17 protein-coding genes and 1 riboswitch are annotated in these 16246 nt (G+C 48.3%); of the genes, 9 read left to right on the top strand and 8 right to left on the bottom strand.

Annotated elements, in window-relative coordinates; genetic code table 11:
- Positions 1-95: 95 nt before the first annotated feature.
- A complete protein-coding gene (locus ACYP03_RS21045) occupies positions 96-689 on the top strand; it encodes a TetR/AcrR family transcriptional regulator (RefSeq protein ID WP_459782011.1) in 594 nt (197 codons plus the stop codon).
- A gap of 104 nt (positions 690-793) precedes the next feature.
- Here ACYP03_RS21045 and tenA read toward each other — a convergent pair whose 3' ends face one another.
- The 5 genes from tenA to thiD are packed head-to-tail and all read right to left on the bottom strand — an operon-like array spanning position 794 to position 4975.
- On the bottom strand, positions 794-1465 hold the full coding sequence (gene tenA, locus ACYP03_RS21040; protein WP_459782010.1) for a thiaminase II: 672 nt from the start codon (positions 1463-1465) through the stop codon (positions 794-796).
- A 42-nt stretch (positions 1466-1507) separates the two neighbouring features.
- The gene (locus ACYP03_RS21035; protein ID WP_459782009.1) at positions 1508-2449 is read right to left on the bottom strand and encodes an ABC transporter substrate-binding protein; all 942 of its coding nucleotides are present in this window, start codon (positions 2447-2449) and stop codon (positions 1508-1510) included.
- Positions 2450-2468: 19 nt separating this feature from the next.
- On the bottom strand, positions 2469-3287 hold the full coding sequence (locus ACYP03_RS21030; RefSeq protein WP_459782008.1) for an ABC transporter permease: 819 nt from the start codon (positions 3285-3287) through the stop codon (positions 2469-2471).
- On the bottom strand, positions 3280-4050 hold the full coding sequence (locus ACYP03_RS21025) for an ABC transporter ATP-binding protein (protein WP_459782020.1): 771 nt from the start codon (positions 4048-4050) through the stop codon (positions 3280-3282). Before ACYP03_RS21025 ends, ACYP03_RS21030 begins: the two co-directional genes overlap by 8 nt.
- A 49-nt stretch (positions 4051-4099) precedes the next feature.
- Positions 4100-4975, bottom strand: a complete 876-nt coding sequence (thiD, locus tag ACYP03_RS21020) for a bifunctional hydroxymethylpyrimidine kinase/phosphomethylpyrimidine kinase (RefSeq protein WP_459782007.1) — start codon at positions 4973-4975, stop codon at positions 4100-4102.
- A 96-nt stretch (positions 4976-5071) separates the two neighbouring features.
- A riboswitch (TPP riboswitch) is annotated at positions 5072-5169 on the bottom strand.
- Between the two features lie 176 nt (positions 5170-5345).
- Here thiD and ACYP03_RS21015 point away from each other — a divergent pair.
- Entirely contained in the window at positions 5346-5702 is a 357-nt protein-coding gene (locus tag ACYP03_RS21015) for a VOC family protein (RefSeq protein ID WP_330960104.1), read from the top strand.
- Positions 5703-5771: 69 nt separating this feature from the next.
- Here ACYP03_RS21015 and ACYP03_RS21010 read toward each other — a convergent pair whose 3' ends face one another.
- Entirely contained in the window at positions 5772-8357 is a 2586-nt protein-coding gene (locus ACYP03_RS21010; RefSeq protein ID WP_459782006.1) for a family 20 glycosylhydrolase, read from the bottom strand.
- Between the two features lie 548 nt (positions 8358-8905).
- Between ACYP03_RS21010 and ACYP03_RS21005 the strand changes: the two genes are divergently transcribed.
- Positions 8906-9445, top strand: coding sequence for a hypothetical protein (locus ACYP03_RS21005; protein WP_248142224.1), 540 nt, complete (start codon positions 8906-8908; stop codon positions 9443-9445).
- 308 nt (positions 9446-9753) lie between these two features.
- Here the strand turns inward: ACYP03_RS21005 and ACYP03_RS21000 are convergent, their stop codons facing one another.
- Together ACYP03_RS21000 and ACYP03_RS20995 are read right to left on the bottom strand one after the other, a co-directional pair.
- The gene (locus ACYP03_RS21000) at positions 9754-10395 is read right to left on the bottom strand and encodes a hypothetical protein (protein ID WP_330960102.1); all 642 of its coding nucleotides are present in this window, start codon (positions 10393-10395) and stop codon (positions 9754-9756) included.
- 233 nt (positions 10396-10628) lie between these two features.
- On the bottom strand, positions 10629-11057 hold the full coding sequence (locus ACYP03_RS20995; RefSeq protein ID WP_459782005.1) for a hypothetical protein: 429 nt from the start codon (positions 11055-11057) through the stop codon (positions 10629-10631).
- 265 nt (positions 11058-11322) lie between these two features.
- On the opposite strand from ACYP03_RS20995, the gene ACYP03_RS20990 reads away from it, so the two are divergent.
- Genes ACYP03_RS20990 through ACYP03_RS20965 form a run of 6 tightly spaced genes read left to right on the top strand, consistent with a single transcriptional unit; the run spans position 11323 to position 16155 of the window.
- Entirely contained in the window at positions 11323-12087 is a 765-nt protein-coding gene (locus tag ACYP03_RS20990) for a DUF3450 domain-containing protein (RefSeq protein ID WP_459782004.1), read from the top strand.
- Position 12088: 1 nt separating this feature from the next.
- Positions 12089-13423, top strand: coding sequence for a MotA/TolQ/ExbB proton channel family protein (locus ACYP03_RS20985; protein WP_459782003.1), 1335 nt, complete (start codon positions 12089-12091; stop codon positions 13421-13423).
- Positions 13423-13968: a MotA/TolQ/ExbB proton channel family protein gene (locus tag ACYP03_RS20980; protein WP_459782002.1), complete on the top strand. Its 546-nt coding sequence runs from the start codon at positions 13423-13425 to the stop codon at positions 13966-13968. The genes ACYP03_RS20985 and ACYP03_RS20980 overlap by 1 nt, the downstream gene beginning before the upstream one ends.
- The gene (locus ACYP03_RS20975) at positions 13968-14372 is read left to right on the top strand and encodes an ExbD/TolR family protein (protein ID WP_248143315.1); all 405 of its coding nucleotides are present in this window, start codon (positions 13968-13970) and stop codon (positions 14370-14372) included. The genes ACYP03_RS20980 and ACYP03_RS20975 overlap by 1 nt, the downstream gene beginning before the upstream one ends.
- On the top strand, positions 14372-14998 hold the full coding sequence (locus ACYP03_RS20970; RefSeq protein ID WP_459782001.1) for an energy transducer TonB: 627 nt from the start codon (positions 14372-14374) through the stop codon (positions 14996-14998). Before ACYP03_RS20975 ends, ACYP03_RS20970 begins: the two co-directional genes overlap by 1 nt.
- Complete coding sequence (locus ACYP03_RS20965) at positions 14995-16155, top strand: tetratricopeptide repeat protein (protein ID WP_459782000.1); 1161 nt, start codon at positions 14995-14997, stop codon at positions 16153-16155. The genes ACYP03_RS20970 and ACYP03_RS20965 overlap by 4 nt, the downstream gene beginning before the upstream one ends.
- Positions 16156-16246: the final 91 nt, after the last annotated feature.

Genomic DNA, 16246 nt, shown 5'->3' with positions numbered 1-16246 from the left:
CCTTTATCGGAATGAACGTTTAGATTAAAATCTAAGGGAATAAACAGCCTTACGTCAAGTACGTAACATGAAAAAAGATCCCAGTGAGAATCAATATGGCCAGAACCAAAAATTTTGACAGAGAAGAAAAGCTTATCCAGGCAATGGAACTGTTCTGGCAAAAAGGCTATGCCGACACTTCAGTGTCGGATTTGGTCGAACATCTGGAGATCAACCGATTCAGTCTTTACAACACTTATACGGATAAAGCCTCTCTTTTCAGTGAAGCGCTGGATTATTACTTGCAACAGGTGTCGTTTCCGCCATTGCGAAAAATTTTGCACGATGAATCGGGTTACTCCGATATTCTGGCTTATCTGAAACGTTTTGTTGCCCTACAGCGCGATCAGAAATGTGGGTGTTTCATGCAAAATGCTTTGCTCGAACGGGCCCACTGTGATGAAAGTGTGCTGGCATCGGGTGGTTTACTCTTCGAAACCCTGGCTGCACGTTATCAACAGGCAATCCGGAATGCACAGGCAAGCGGTGAATGGGATAAAGCAACGGATCCGGTTCAGTTCAGCCGCTTTCTGGTCATGCAAATGCAGGGAATCCGGGTACTCGGTAAAGCGCGGCAATATGAAATGCTGGAAGATGGCGTGGGTATCCTGCTGAATATGCTGGAGAACTTACACCTGGCCGGGAAATAATTTGCGGGTACAGGGGAAGAAGCACATTCTGAGATGAGGCTGGTGCTGGGGAAAGGGCCAGATCTCAGTCTGGCCCTTTGTAAATGGCTTATCAGATCCGGTATTTATGATGCTTCGGCTGCAGTCAGTCCCTGTTGCCAGAACGCAACTTCCATTCGTGTCGCTGTCCTGAAGATGTTGATGAGCTGCTGACCTCTCGGACTGTGTACAGAGATTTCTTCCAGCAGACTGTTCAGATAATGGATGCTGTTCTGTACATCGTGTTGGAAGGATTCGCCACCATACAGCGTAATCCAGCTGCTGTATGGGTTATTGGTTAAGTTGGTTTCAGTGGCATGAATCAGTCTTTCACCGATCATGGCATAACCAATCGCACAAGGTGCGAGGGCCGTAAAGAGATCAGCCATGTCGCCAGCCATGCCCGTATCAAGCACATAACGGGTGTAAGCCACAGTGCCGACATCTTCGGCTTCCGCCTCCATATCTGACTCAGTGAGTCCCCATTGTTCACAATAACTGACGTGATGATGCATCTCGCTGCCAATCAACGCTTGTAACCCCGGGAGAGGGCGTCGCATTTCGTCTAAAGTCCGCGCTTTAAAAATAGCCAGGGCGTAAGCACGGGCGTAATGTTTCAGGAACAAAAAATCCTGTTTCAGATAGTGCAGGTAAGCCCCCGGGTTCAGTTCCCCACTGGCGAGTTGCTGCACAAAGATGTGGTGGGTGTAGTCATGCCAGTCATTTTGACATGCATTGATCAAATCCAGATGATTCATGTGTATTCCCTGAAATGTGTGTTTCTTGTGTTCTGACCTGGCTTAAAAAGCCGGGACAAAATCTTTCGCTTTGGGGGCGTTATTGATGATCTTGTGTTGATACATAAAATCAGAGAATTGATCGTAGCGGGCCTGATCAACCGCTGCCGGACGGAGAGCAAAGCGCGGCAAGGTATCTCGCCAAGCCATTTTGTTCAGCTCATTGTCCAGGGTATCGGGTGAATATGAGATGAAGGTTTTCCAGGCTTGATCCGGGTGATTCACAATGTACTGCGTTGCTTTTTCCAGTGCCTTGTTGAATTTTTTGAGGACTTCAGCGTTGTACTGTTTTTTATTGGCGACCACGACCAGTTCGTCATAAGGCGGTACACCGTGCTCCTCAGGGAAGAACGCTTTTGCCTGATAGCCTTCCAGTGCCAGCTGGTTTGACTCGAAGTTACGCAGGCCACCCCAGATGGCGTCAACTTTTCCGGATGCCAGCGAAGAAGAGAGTGCCCAGCCAACATTCACGATTTTGACCTCGGAGAAATCAACACCGGCTGTTTTCAGCATGGTACCAATAGTCGCTTCTTCATTTCCTGCAATGGCGATTCCAATGGTTTTTCCTTTCAGATCAGCCAGTGATTCAATCCCTTTTTTATCCAGGACCATCAAGGTGTTGAGCGGCGTTGCAATCAGGGTGGAAGCCCGAATCAACGGAAGACCTGCCGCCACATCAATTGTCAGGCTGGTCTGGTAAGAAATGGCTAAATCAGTTTTGCCTGCGGCAACCAGTTTGGCGGGCATGGACGGGTCGGCTGGTTCCTGAATTTTAATGTCCAGCCCTTGCTCCTGAAACAGGCCATTTTTCTGAGCAATGATGATCGGGCCGTGATTAGGGTTAACAAACCAGTCCAGCATCAAAGTGAGTTCTTTCGCTTGTGCCTGGAATGTCACAGCTGTCACTGCGACAGCGATCGCGGTACGGGTGGGGAAGTGAATCATAAGCGTATCCTTGGTTAAATCATGATTGTGACTGACTGTTTTCAGGCAGCCATGGAATTGCGCGTTTCAGCAGAAAGTCGGTCCCGAAATAAAGAGCAACAGAGAGGCTGGCCAATATAAAAAGAGCTGCAAACATCTCGTCGATCATCATTCGGGCATTGGCCTGTAACATCAGGTAGCCCAGCCCTTCGCTGGCACCGACCCACTCACCGACAACGGCACCAATCGGTGCGACGACAACAGCCACACGGATTCCGGATGCCAGTGCCGGTAATGCAGCCGGCAGCCGGATGTGGCGCAGGATTTGCCAGCGAGTTGCATGAAGTGTTTTTGCCAGATCAAGATATCCTTGTGGTGTATGGCGAAGACCGTCATAGCAGCAGGTCGTCACCGGAAAGAAAATGATGATGGCAGCCATCACAACTTTGGAGGCGATACCGTACCCCAGCCAGAGCATCAGAATTGGGGCGAGTGCGAAAACAGGAATCGCTTGACTGGCTATCAGCAGGGGCAAGATCCAGCGTCTGACAGGGGTAAAAAGCAGCATCAACAATGCACAAAAGAGTCCGAACCCTAACCCTGTGACCAGACCCAGCATGATTTCACAGGTTGTGACCCAGGCATGGCGAAGCAGTACATCGTGGCGCTGAATCAGTTTATTGAGTACAGCCAGTGGTTCCGGCAGGATAAAACCGGGCAATTGAAACACTGTGACCACAGCCTGCCAGCCGAGGGCCAGAACACCAAGACTGATCACCAGCCGCGCGAGCGGGTGATGGTGAATAGAACGTGTTTTGACAGGCGTGCCAGTTTGCCATTGAGCCAATAATTTAGTCATTGTGTTGGTTTACCAAACTCAGGGCTTTCAGGATCTGCTGCTGACAATTCACAAGACGGGCGTCGATTTCACGCGGAATCGTTCCGTCCGGGGGTGGCAGCGAGTTGATTTTTGCGGGCTGGCCTTGCATCAGGAACACAGAGTGTCCCAGACGGAGTGCTTCCTGAGGGTCATGTGTAATGAGCAGTACGGTTCGGTTTTCCAGCAGTTCTGCAGCTAGATCCTGCAATTTGTATCGTGTGACAGCATCCAGTGCTGAAAAAGGTTCATCCATTAATACGAGTGGCTGGTCCTGCATCAGGGTTCGGGCGAGTGAAACCCGCTGACGCATTCCGCCAGAGAGCCTTGATGGGGGGGCAGAGATGTATTTTTTTAAGCCGACGCGTTCTAACAGTTCAATCGCTTGTGACTGATGCGTCTCACTGACTTTTCCGTGTTTGAGCTGAACACCAAAGCAAACATTATCCAGCACATTCAGCCAGGGAAGCAGTAAATCCTGCTGAGCCATATAGGCAATCTGTGCATTCACAGGTTGGTTGCTGCTGGTTTTAATGCTCCCTTGCCAATGGACGTCGGCAGGTAATAATCCGGCTAGTAGCCTGAGTAATGTGGTTTTACCGCATCCGCTTTGCCCGAGAATGCAATGCCACTGGCCTGGGATTAAACTGAGATTCAGCTGTCTGAATAATGGCATTTCCTGATCAGGGTAATGCAGACGAATATTATTCAACTGAACCCCCAAGCCTGCCTGCCGGTCAGTCATGTGGTTTTCTTCCTGACGAGTGATGATTTGCTCAGGCACCTGCTTCTCCTTAACGCGGCTGGAGTGAATAGAAGTGATGAACCGGGCCATGACCTTGGCCAATCCGAAGTTGATCCGCATGTAACAGGGCTTGCGTCAGATAGGCTTTCCCGCGTGTCACGGCTTCTGTGAGGCTGTATCCCTGAGCCAGATAAGAAGCAATCGCTGCAGACAGCGTGCATCCCGTGCCATGCGTGTTCTGCGTCTGAACTCGCGAAGCAGTTAGGGTGACGGTGTCACTTTCTAGGATGAGATAGTCCGTGCTTTGTGCTTCCTGTTCCCAATGTCCCCCTTTCAGCAAAACAGCTTCAGTGTTGAGTTGTTTCAACTGCTCAATCAGCGCTTCTTTTTCTTCTGTTTCTTTTGTGTGTACAACAGGTGAAATTGTGCCAGAAAGGGATGGATTTCGGGTTAAAGCGACTGCCTCTGGCAGATTTGGCGTGATCAGTGTTGCCAGAGGAAGAAGTTCTGATTTCAGGGTGGAAATGGCATCGGCTTCCAGTAATAAGTCACCGCTGGTTGCGACCATCACCGGGTCGAGAACGATGAATTTCGGCCGGTATTGACGCAGTTTTTTAGCAACAGCACGAATGATAGTCGCATCACTCAGCATGCCTATTTTTACCGATTGGATATCAAGGTCGCTGAAGACAGCATCCAGCTGTTGTTCAACAAACGCCGGGCTGACCGGAAAAATACCCGTTACGCTCTGTGTATTTTGAGCCGTCAGTGCCGTGATAACCGAACAGGCATAGCCGCCAGTTGCCGAAATGGCTTTGATATCAGCCTGTATCCCGGCACCACCACCACTGTCTGAACCTGCAATTGTCAGTGTAATCGGGGTTTTAATTTCTGGGGAAAGTTCATTGTGAGCTGACTTGTTCATTTTCATCCCTTGGCATCAATATCATGATTCATGATGGGGCAGGGATGACGAACAGTCGCGATGGTCACTGAGCCGTCAGGAACTGGCGCTTAGTGGCAGGCAAGTCTGCTAGTTCCCTACGCCAGTATGAGCTGGATCAGGTTCAACGGGTCCCACAGCGTGGTCTCAGCCTTTCGACTCCCCGACTAACGTTTAATCATTCTGTATGTTCAACCGAAGCTTGTTGTCTTCAGTATCATTTTGCGTTGGCATTCTAACCCTGTTTTTTTGAAGAAAGCAAAAGAATTCCAGAAAATCTGTGCGGGCTCCGGACAGAGGCGTTATAGACAGCCTATGATATCGTTACCGTCAATAATTCTGGAGACATTCAGTGAAACAGCATCATCAGATTAATTACGTTGAATTTCCTGCAAGTAACCTGCCGGCAACAAAAGCTTTTTTTGAATCCGCTTTTGGCTGGTCATTTACAGATTATGGTGATGAATATACAGCTTTTTCGGATCAGGGGCTGGATGGGGGATTTTATGCGGCGCCCCTGAAATCTGAATCAGAAAAAGGTGCGGCTTTAATTGTGCTGTACAGTGATAATTTAGAAGCGACAGAGCAAAAAGTCATCGAAGCGGGCGGCAAAATTGTGAAACCGATTTTTGCGTTTCCCGGAGGCCGCCGGTTCCACTTTACAGAACCGAGTGGTAATGAACTTGCTGTCTGGGCTGATCCCGAGTAGTAAAGCACCCGATTGATGAATGAAAAGAGCTCCTGACGGAGCTCTTTATCGTTCGGGCAATGATGTTGCTTAATTCACTGTTGTAACCCGGCTGCTTCGGTCACCAGACACTGTTCGCAGCTGGACACCACTCGCCGCTGCTGGTGGATTGAGGCGATCATAAGCCTGCCAACTTGCGCCCTGATCGACTGAGTACTCAATGGTCAGGCCAGGGAAGGTGGAGTTCGCCTTCAGGACACCATTTTCGAGGACGCCGCCAGGGACAGGCAGGTTGAACGTAATGCCGCTTTGCTCCAGTTTCGGCAGCACTTTCTGGCCCAGGAGGTTTGCGAAGCGGTTGTAGTCCGTATTACGGGCTGCCTTGTCTACAGGGGTGCCAGCGTTGTCATTGGCTTCCCAGCCCGCCGTATGCCATGCACGCTCGGCCAGACCCAGAACACGCGGGAAAGTCATCCCTTCGAACTGAGCTTCAGTACGGACTGTTTCAGCCCACAGCGAACCCTGAATACCCAATACATTTTCAGGTTTCAGGAGTTTTTTCACACCAGCACCGGCAACCACGTCTTCTTTCGTAATTGGTGCACCGGCACGGGTGAAGTCGGCATTTGCGAACACATCATCCGGCATGTAACCAAAGGTCTTCCGGGTGTCGGTGAAACGTGGCGCCCAATAGTAACCGCGTTCGTTTGGATCCGGCTCGTATGGATGGTCGAAATACAGGTGGCTGGCATGGTTGTAAACAACTTTATAGTCGTTGTTTGCCAGATTATAGGCACGGTCAGCAACACCCCATTCCCAGATATTCTGCCAGGCGTTACCCCAGAGCTGACTGTTGGCCATTTCAGAGCGGGGGTAGACTTGTCCGCTGTGCATCAGACCGTCTTCCCAGCCTGCCATATCCAGACCATAGTTCGCTGTAATGACAGAGATACGCTCGACAAAGTAACGGCTCAGGTCAGAAACACTGTTGACGCCATCTGTGTTGTTGGCAATAAATGCCTGACAGACAGGAGAGTTAACCCATGCACCGGCAATCTCATCGCCACCAAAGTGGAAGGTTTTCAGTGGCTGAACTCCCTGATGCAGGTTCACCAGACCTTTGACCACAGCATCAACGAAATTGTAGGTTGAATCCATACAAACGTTGATAGCATTGTCTGTAAACATCTGAACAGAAAGATATTCTGTTGTGTCGCTGAAATCTGTCAGCAGGTATTTGCTGGCTTCTTCCAGATTTCCCTGAGCGGCAAAGTGGTCATAGCGCGCTTCCATGGCTTTAATCGCAGCGTGCGCATGGCCAGGAATATCAATTTCCGGAACTACTTCAATGCTCAGCGAAGCCGCATGCTGAAGGATGTCCCGGTAATCTTCTGCCGTATAGTATCCATTTGATTCAGCACTACCGTCCGGACCGGCACCCAGGAATGGCAGCAGACAGGATTTTTCTTCCGGATCATGACAACGTTTTGAACTGACATCTGTCAGTTCTGGGAGTCCTGTAATTTCAATTCGCCAGCCTTCATCGTCAGCAAGACGGAGATGGAGTTTGTTCAGCTTAAACGCCGCCATCTGGTCAAGCAGCTGAATGATTGAGTCTTTGCTGCGGAAGTTGCGCACCGAATCAACGGACAGGCCGCGATACGCAAAACGCGGTGCATCCGCGATATCAACCGCGGGGATCTGGTTACCATCGACCAATTGAAGTAATGACTGAGAGGCATACAGTGCACCTGCGCCATCCGCAGCACCGATCGAAATGATTTCGTTTTGCGGGTTAACATTCAGGTTATAGGCTTCATCCCATTTTTGAATGCCATTGACATTGACCTGGCTCCAGCCAATGTTGATACGTTTTTTCGTGGCCGGTGACCATGGTACGGCCGTCAGGCCTAACTGATTGGCAAGGAAGGTCGCCTGGCCTTCGTAGCCATTGTCATAAACAACAACCCAGCTTGAATCAATACTGACGCTGCCACTGCCGAGAGTGAACTGGGCTGGGGATGGGATGACACCCACAGGGTTTTCCAGAGTACTCAGATCGGCATTACGCTGATAACGATCTTGCGCGGTGAAGGGATCGTAGTAATCCGTGATCGCAGCACTGCCGTAACGTTTCCATTGCTGTGGCGATGTAAAATCAGCAACAAACGGCAGTTCTTCAGAAGGTTTGGTTGGCACGGCACCATTGATGTGGTTGCTGGTACTGGTGATGAGAGATGTAATGGTGTTGCCATTGTCTTCAGAAACAAAATACCAGTTCGGCATAATGTCCGTTTTCGCAGCCTGCCAGTCGGAAGCATCAAACTCAATGGTCAGTGATTGGCCGGGTGCCAGAGGAACGAACTTGTCCGTTGGTTCCAGTTTGAAAATATCGCCGTTAACATGTGTGATTTTGACTTGTTCATTCAGAACATCTTTCACCATACGGATATGGCTAAAGTAAATACTCCAGCCAATTGCAGGCAGGGTTTTGGCGCTCTGGTTCGTAAAATCAAGTCTGGCCCGGAAAGAGACCCAGTCTTGCTGGGTGTTATCTACAACCGTGTAGGTCACATCCAATCCCTGACCAAGCTGATCCAGATCTGCTGCCGGGATTGCCAGCGCCGGGCCAGCAATAACAGCCGATAAGGCTAACGCTAATACAGATGTTTTCATCATGGTTCCTTATTTCGATAAGTAAAAAATCATTAGCTGTAGCCTAACGATCTGAATGAATTAATAAAAACATCAATAAGTGATTGGGCAAGAGGAAATACTAAAAATGCTGTTGCGGCCAAGAAAATCATACAAACTGTTGATTATTTCACCATTTATTCGTGATTGAGGTTAAGTTTTGGCGTGGAATTTTCAATGAATAGAGGATGTTATGCTAAGTCAGGTCAATTCCTCTACGACATAGCGTGCCTTCGATTGGTGGGGACCAGGAGAGGGAAAAATTCTAAAAATTTTGATTGATAATTATTGTCACGTAAGAAGTTTGCCCACATTGGGACATAAGATTGCGGAAAAAGCAAATTTGTTCAAATTTATGCATATAGTTGATTTAAAATGAATGCTATCAGTTTTGAAATTCGAAAAAGCACATCAGATAGCATTGCGGATAAATGTGGGTGAAAAATAAGCAAATTTGAGCCGAAAACAGAACAATTGAAGAAAATGGCAGCCAGCTATCAGTTTTATGTCTGGAAGTGGAATTCTGCTTTTTGGTAGAAGATACTCACCCTGCAACACTCATAAATACAAAGGATAGAAAAATGACAAGAGCAGCAGTGATTCTTTGCTCACTCCTGGCCCTGGCTGGCTGTGATGAAGAGACAGTAAAAGATTTGTTAGAGGGCAAAGTTGAAGTATTTACGCTTTACAGCGCGAATACTCAAGGTATTACAGGTGTACCGGATGGATACCATACCTGGACAGAACTGCAGGGCTATAATGTGGGTCTGCCTGATAATGCACCTTTTGGCTCGCGGGATGATCTGGTGAATGCAGTCGGTTCGGTAACGGATGTCGGTTGTGCCAAAATTCCAGATACAGCGGGTATGTGCTTTGAAGAAGGGGACGCTAACAGCTGCTTACCAAACGAACTGACCGAGGTTGGCCTGAAAACTTATAAAATTGACCTTTCTGACCTTGAAGCAGCCATTAATGTCGGTTTTTATCCAACGGCGGTTCAATACCTTGCTGAATATAAATTTAACTCGAATCTGAGTATCGAAAGCGCTGAATGTTCAGCGATTCAGTAAGCTGAAAGCTTGAGATAACGGTTGAATCGGGCCAGACATCGTCTGGCCTTTTTCGTATGTGCTCAGAAATTAACGATATTACTTCATGGAGAAAGAGAAGATATCTTTTGGTTTTCGTTATCCACAAAAGCTGTGCATAACTCTGTGGGAAATGCTCGGACTCCAGATTCCATGTCGTATTTGCCAAAGTCAAGCACTGGGCCAGCAGATTTCTATGGTATTTTTTTGCTTTGTGAGTCTGAGTAAAATTTGTTCTAAGTGCCTGTATTTCATTTAAAGATAAACAAAAATTATGTGACTCTGTCACTTTAACCTTGAGGAGCCGTCTTCGTCTCAATTTTCAGCAAGTTTGAAGGGCTTCCTTGCAGAGCAGCGGCGCGAAAGCGAAATGATGACAGCTCAGGATGCTGCTGATAAAGCAACGCCTTGTCTTGTTTTTCTGCATAAGTATGAGTCAGGTAGCCGCGCCCATTCGGGTATTCGGTATTCCACAACGGGCTTTTGGACACCTGGCTGCTTGCAATAAACTGTCCCAGATAGGTAACTTCGCCGGCGATGATATGAAAACTGATATTCAAAGGTTTGTCAGATTGCGTTTGCACCGTTTTCCTGCCATCCGTTCCTTTAAAGGTGACCGTATCCAGCTGGTAAGTTCCCGCGGGCAAGGGCAGGGTGAATAATGAACCGGATACACGTGTTGTCTTGAAATCACTGTCATTATTATCATTTGAGACACTGAAGCGATCGTTCGACTCCGTGCTTCGGAAAATCAGTGTTGTTTGCAGGTTTTCGCCGGTTGAGGGCCAGATTGTTGTGGCGCCCAGGCTGCCGACGAGAAAGCCTTGGCTGGCTTTATCGGCAGTTTGAAAATCTTCAGGAATAGAGATCAATACACCGCTACTGCATCCGGTCAGGAGTAAACTGAACAGACTGAAAACCAAGGGTTTCATGCATTGCCTTCCTATTACTTATTGATAATTAAAAAGAGAGTCTTCTCTTATATGAGTGTTGTATTACAAAGCACATTTATGCCACAGAAATCGCGAAATCTCATGGTGTAAGCGTAAAAAGTAAGACAAATGAAAGAACTTTGAGCATGAGCTCAAGTTTTTAGTGGAAAATGATTGAAGAAAGTGCACTGGCTTTGACTGACTCTGGCCAGAGTCAGTCATGCGATTCAGCTTTAGTTCGCGGCAATGATGTTTTTGAATTTACTTTTTTTGCTGAGGAGATAATCCAAATCCGGCGGGAAATCTTTATTCGATTTCGCGTGTTTCATCATATCAAACACAGTGAATTCGGTTAAAACAGCAAACTGATACGGTTCAAAGTTCCCGTTCGCTTGTAAAGTTGGGTCAAAATATTGGTCTCCGACACGGATAATCGCGTGATCAACAATCGGATCTTCACAGCGGAATCCCAGAATGTAACGCTCTCCCTTACCATAGATAACGTTCATATAACTGTTGTAAAAGCATTCATCCTGCTGGGCAGTACACGCTTCCAGTTGTTCAGGTGACATGGCTGAGACGGTGACGAAGCGCATATTCTCAGGCCGAAACCCTAAGTCGTTGAGCTGTCGTTGAATGATTTCAAGAGGGAGGTTGGTCACTTTATATTCCGAATTACTGATTTGCCGCACATTATAGCTTTCCCTAGGCGACTGGTCACTGGGTTCACCCGATCGTTTTGTCCGAGAATTTAGTTGATTCTCATGTAAACGGCGGAAAGAAATTTTCCGGATTTATAGTTTAAATGAGATTTGTTTTCAACTAAGATGTGTGACCAGTAGCTCAGATAACTGAGTATCATAACAGTTGTAGAAAGCGAACATCGGGTTTGACTTTCTGAACCGGATGCTAAGGTAACTGCTCCAAATGAACAAAGTGAAATTCAGCCTGGCCATGATAGCCATCGGTCTCAGTGTGAACGCAGCAGCCACCAGCCTTGATTCTGCTCGCGTTATCGAAACGAAAATGAATCAATCTGCAGCGCAAAGCCAACAGAAGATCGATACGAGTGCGGAACACGTTCTGTCGATGAAGGCAGACATCGAAGCGCTTCAGGAAGAAGTCAAGAATCTGACCATTTACCGGGATCACCTGGCCCGACTGGTTGACAGTCAGGAAAATGAAAAAGCCAGTCTAAATGAACAAATTACCGGAATTCAGGAAACCCGTCAGGGCGTTGTGCCGTTGATGTATCAGATGATCGACGGCCTGAAAACCCTGGTTGAAGAAGACCGACCGATCAAACGCGATCAGCGTTTAGCACGGGTTTCCAAGCTGGAACTCATGATGGCGCAGGCAGATGTCAGTGATGCGGAAAAGTATCGCCGTATTCTGGAAGCCTATCAGATTGAAATGGACTACGGCACCAAGATGGGTCTGTATCAGGGGAAAGTGACCTTGTCACCGACAGAAAGCATTGAAGCTGACTTGCTGTATCTGGGACGACTAGCTTTTGTCGCACGTAGTCTGGATGGACAACGTTACTGGGGCTGGAATGAACAGGACGCCAAGTGGCAGTTACTGGAATCGCAGGTGGGTTCTGAGCTGGATAAAGCCTATGCGATGGCAGCGAAACAAATTGCACCCGGACTGATTTCACTGCCGGTGTCAGCTCACGTGGAGGTTCAATAGGATGAAACTGAAAACGTTGGCTTTAGCACTGTCACTCGTATCTTTATCTGGTTCGGTACTGGCCGTGGATGGGTTAGTAGAAAAAACACGTCAGGAACAGAAATCAGAGCAAGTCCATCAGCAAGCTCGAGAAGCTGGTTTCCAGCAAACTGAGGCCGAGATTCGCGCCCAGCGGAACGCTCTTCTTGCGGAGAGAAAAAAGCTGAACGAAGAAACGGATCGTCTGAGTCATACTTTCAGCAACAATGAAAAGTCTCTGGCGCAACTTGAAGAAACCCTGCGACTGGAATCAGGCAGTCTGGGGGAGCTCTTTGGGGTGGTTCGTCAGACAGCCAAAGACTTAGACGTTGAAATGGATACTTCAGTGACGGCTGCAGATCGTCAGCAGCATGCCAAGGTTGTGCAAGAGATTGTCGCTGCGAAGGCACTGCCTTCCCTGAAGCAACTCCGTGGGTTATGGCAGGGAATGACTGAGCAGATCAAAGCGAGCTCAGAAATGCGTCAGGTCTCTGTACCTTATATAAATGGCGAAGGCTATGAATCTCATGTGGATGCGTATCGTCTCGGCAGTTTCGGGCTGGTCGGTGAACAAGGGTATCTTGCATGGAATGGTGAGCGTAAGGTTGCAACTCCTTATCTGAAACAACCCGAAAGTGCGCCAGTTTTGAGCCAAATGGCCTCAATGGCTGACTCGGGCATGCAGATGACCGTGATTGATCCGTCTCGTGGAAAAATGCTGGAGCAGCTGGCTCATACACCTTCTTTGATGGAACGTCTGTCTCAGGGCGGGGTAGTCGGTAAGATTATTCTGGGTTTACTGGCCATTGGTGTTGTGATTGCGTTGTACCGCGGCGGGAAGTTGTTCTGGATTCGCCAGCAAATCAAAGCGCAGTTAAAGCAGCCGGAACAACCCGGGAATAACCCATTGGGTCGGGTGCTGAATGTTTACGATAAAGAACAGAATCGTTCTGTTGAAGCGCTGGAATTGCGCCTGCTGGAAACCATCGTCGATGAACAGCAAGGGCTGGAGCGTGGTTTGTCGATGCTGAAATTACTTGCAGCACTGGCGCCGATGCTCGGTCTGCTCGGGACCGTAACCGGTATGATTGAAACCTTTCAGGTGATTACCCAGTTTGGTAACGGGGATCCGAAAGTAATGGCTGGTGGTATTTCGATGGCACTGGTCACCACGGTACTGGGTCTGGTTTCTGCTATGCCGTTGCTGCTTGCTCATAATGTGCTGAGCACTCAGGCTGACGCTATTCGTAACATTCTTGAAAAACAAGGGATCAGCCTGGTTGCTGCTGAGGCTGAAAAATCGGGAAGTCCTGCATAATGGATGTTGCATTGTTCAGTGCTGATTTCGCCGGTCACTGGTGGCTGCCCCTGCAGCAATTTATGCAGCAGGGAGGTCAGGTTCTCTGGTGGCTGGCAGCTATCGTGTTACTTTGCTGGATGCTGGTGACAGAACGACTTCTGTATTTAGCATGTACATATCCGAAAGAGAAACAAAAATGGCTGGATCAATGGCGCGCCAGAGGGGATCAAACTTCCTGGTACGCCCATGCTATCCGTGCCGGCTGGCTGAATGAAGCACACCTCAGCCTTTCTCAGAATCTGAATATCATTAAAGTACTGGTTGCGATTTGTCCGATGCTGGGATTGCTGGGCACCGTCACCGGAATGATCTCTGTCTTTGATGTCATGGCCAGTCAGGGAAGCAGCCAGCCCAAGTTAATGGCCTCTGGTATATCTCTGGCGACCTTGCCCACGATGGCAGGTATGGTTGCCGCACTGGCCGGAATGTTTGTGCATGCCCGACTGGCGAAAGCCTGCAAAATGCGTGAACAAAAACTCGAAAAAATCTTAAGGAGTCAATGATGAGATTAAGTCGTCCATCAGCCGCTCGTGAAGAAGCTCAGATCGATCTGACCTCAATGTTGGATATCGTCTTTATCATGCTGATTTTCTTCATTGTCACCAGTTCGTTTGTCCGTGAATCCGGCGTTGAGGTGAATCGCCCGCAGGCCAGCAATGTGGTCAGTCAGAAAGATGCGGGTATTTTTGTCGCAATCACTTCTGCCAATGATGTTTATATCGATAAACGTGTTGTCGATGTTGAACGGGTTCAGGCGACTCTTGAAACCATGCTGCTTGATCAACCTGAAGCATCGTTAGTGATTCAGGCGGATGAACATGCTTATAGCGGTACCGTGGTGAAAGTCATGGATGCGGCGAAAGGGGCAGGCGTGAAGAATATTGCTTTGGCAGCGGAGAAACGCTGATGTTCAGGCTATTTCTGGCCGCACCGATCGCTATGTTCGTGACGGGCGGCCTGTTCAGTTTTATGGCCTGGATGGTGGATAACGGTCACCATCAATTACCGGAATCCAAAGAGACACTGGCATTTAATATGGTGATGGTCGAGCAGGAATCGGAGATTCAGCGTCGTCAGCGTTCAGTTCCTGAGAAGCCGGAAACCCCGGAGCCGCCACCTGAGTCTGTGCCGAAGCATACGAATGCCAACAGCACAGTGACTCCTTTGACCTCTCCGATAATGCCATCCGTTGCTTTGGATGCATCCGTAACTGGGATGGCGATTCAATTGCCTGCGTTTTCGGATATCGGTAAGGATCAGCAGGTGATGCCGTTATATCGCGTCGAGCCTAAGTATCCGCCCAGAGCACAAAAACGAAGTATTGAAGGTTTTGTCATTCTATCTTTCACGATCGATTCCCGTGGACGTCCCACTGACATTCAAGTGGTCGATGCGCAGCCCAAACGAATTTTTGACCGTGAGGCTATTCGGGCGCTCAAAAGCTGGAAATATCAGCCTAAGCTGGAAAATGGCAAGGCAGTGGCGCAACCTGGGCAGTCTGTAAAAGTGGAATTTAATCTCGATAAATCATGAAGAAACTTGCATTCATTTTGATGCTGTTTTTTACGCCTGTCGTATTTTCAGCGCAGCTTTCACAATATTCTGCTGGTAAAGTCCAACAGGCCCAAAAACTTCAGCAGGAAGATAAGCTGGGCGAAGCCATTGCTTTGTTGAAAGGCATGGATATTTCACGCGCTTATGACCGTGCTTTCATCGATCGGGTTCTGGGCGTGTATTACTGGCAGGCGGAACAACCGGCTCAGTCAATCAAACATCTGACACAGTCTGTTGAAAGTGGTTTGCTGGAAGATGAGCAGGCCCGGTCAACCCAGCGTATGCTGGCCGATATTCTGCTTTCTCAGGCTCAGTATAAGACAGCGCTGAAGCATTACTTCGTATTGAGTCAGGCAATTCCGGCGACTGAAAAAGCGGATGAACTCTGGCTGAGAATTGCTCAGGCCCATTATCAGATAGAAGAATGGCAGGCGGTTCTGAAGGCGCTGAAAAACTATGAAAGCTCTCACCGGAAGGATGAAATTCAGCCGTTATCGTTAAAACTCGGTGCACAATTGCAATTAAGTCAGCTGGCACCTGCTTTGACAACATTAAATCGTCTGATTGCACTGGAACCACAAAAAACACTCTGGTGGCGGCAGATGGCCGGAATTCAGATGCAACTCAGCCGGCATCGCCATGCGCTGGAAACGTTAGCGCTTGCAAAGCGTCAGGATGTTGCACTGTCTCAGCAAGATATCAAAACACTTGGCCAGCTGTATGCGCAGCAAGGTATCCCGGAAAAAGCAGCTCGCACTTTTGCACTGCTGGAAAACAGTGAGACGGATAAAGATTTAATTGTCACTCAAGCCAGATACTGGCAGATGGCGAAAGAATGGGATAAAGCAATGACATTCTGGCGAAAAGCCATCAAGCATGACGCACAGTACCGGTGGCAGCTGGCACAGCTTTTACTGCAGGAAGGGCATTATCAGCTTGCTCTGACTGAACTGAAGCAAATCCATCAAAAGGGGCGAGAAGCAGAGGTCGAGCTGGCGCAAGTTCGTGCGTATTACAAGTTGCAGCAGTTTGAACAGGCGCTGATACATGCAAAGAAAGCTGATCATCTTGAATCGACTGAAACTTCAAGAGGCTGGATTAAATACCTGAATCAAATTCGTGAGATGAAAAGTTAAAGATTTCTTGTACCTTTGGTGTACGGATATTTGTTGATGAACTGACATTCGTGGCAGAATTAGCATGTCTGGCTGGTTTTTAATCAAAACA

Source organism: Photobacterium sp. R1 (assembly GCF_054600795.1).
The sequence above is the reverse complement of the archived record's forward strand: the minus strand, read 5'-3'. Positions and strand labels throughout refer to the sequence as shown.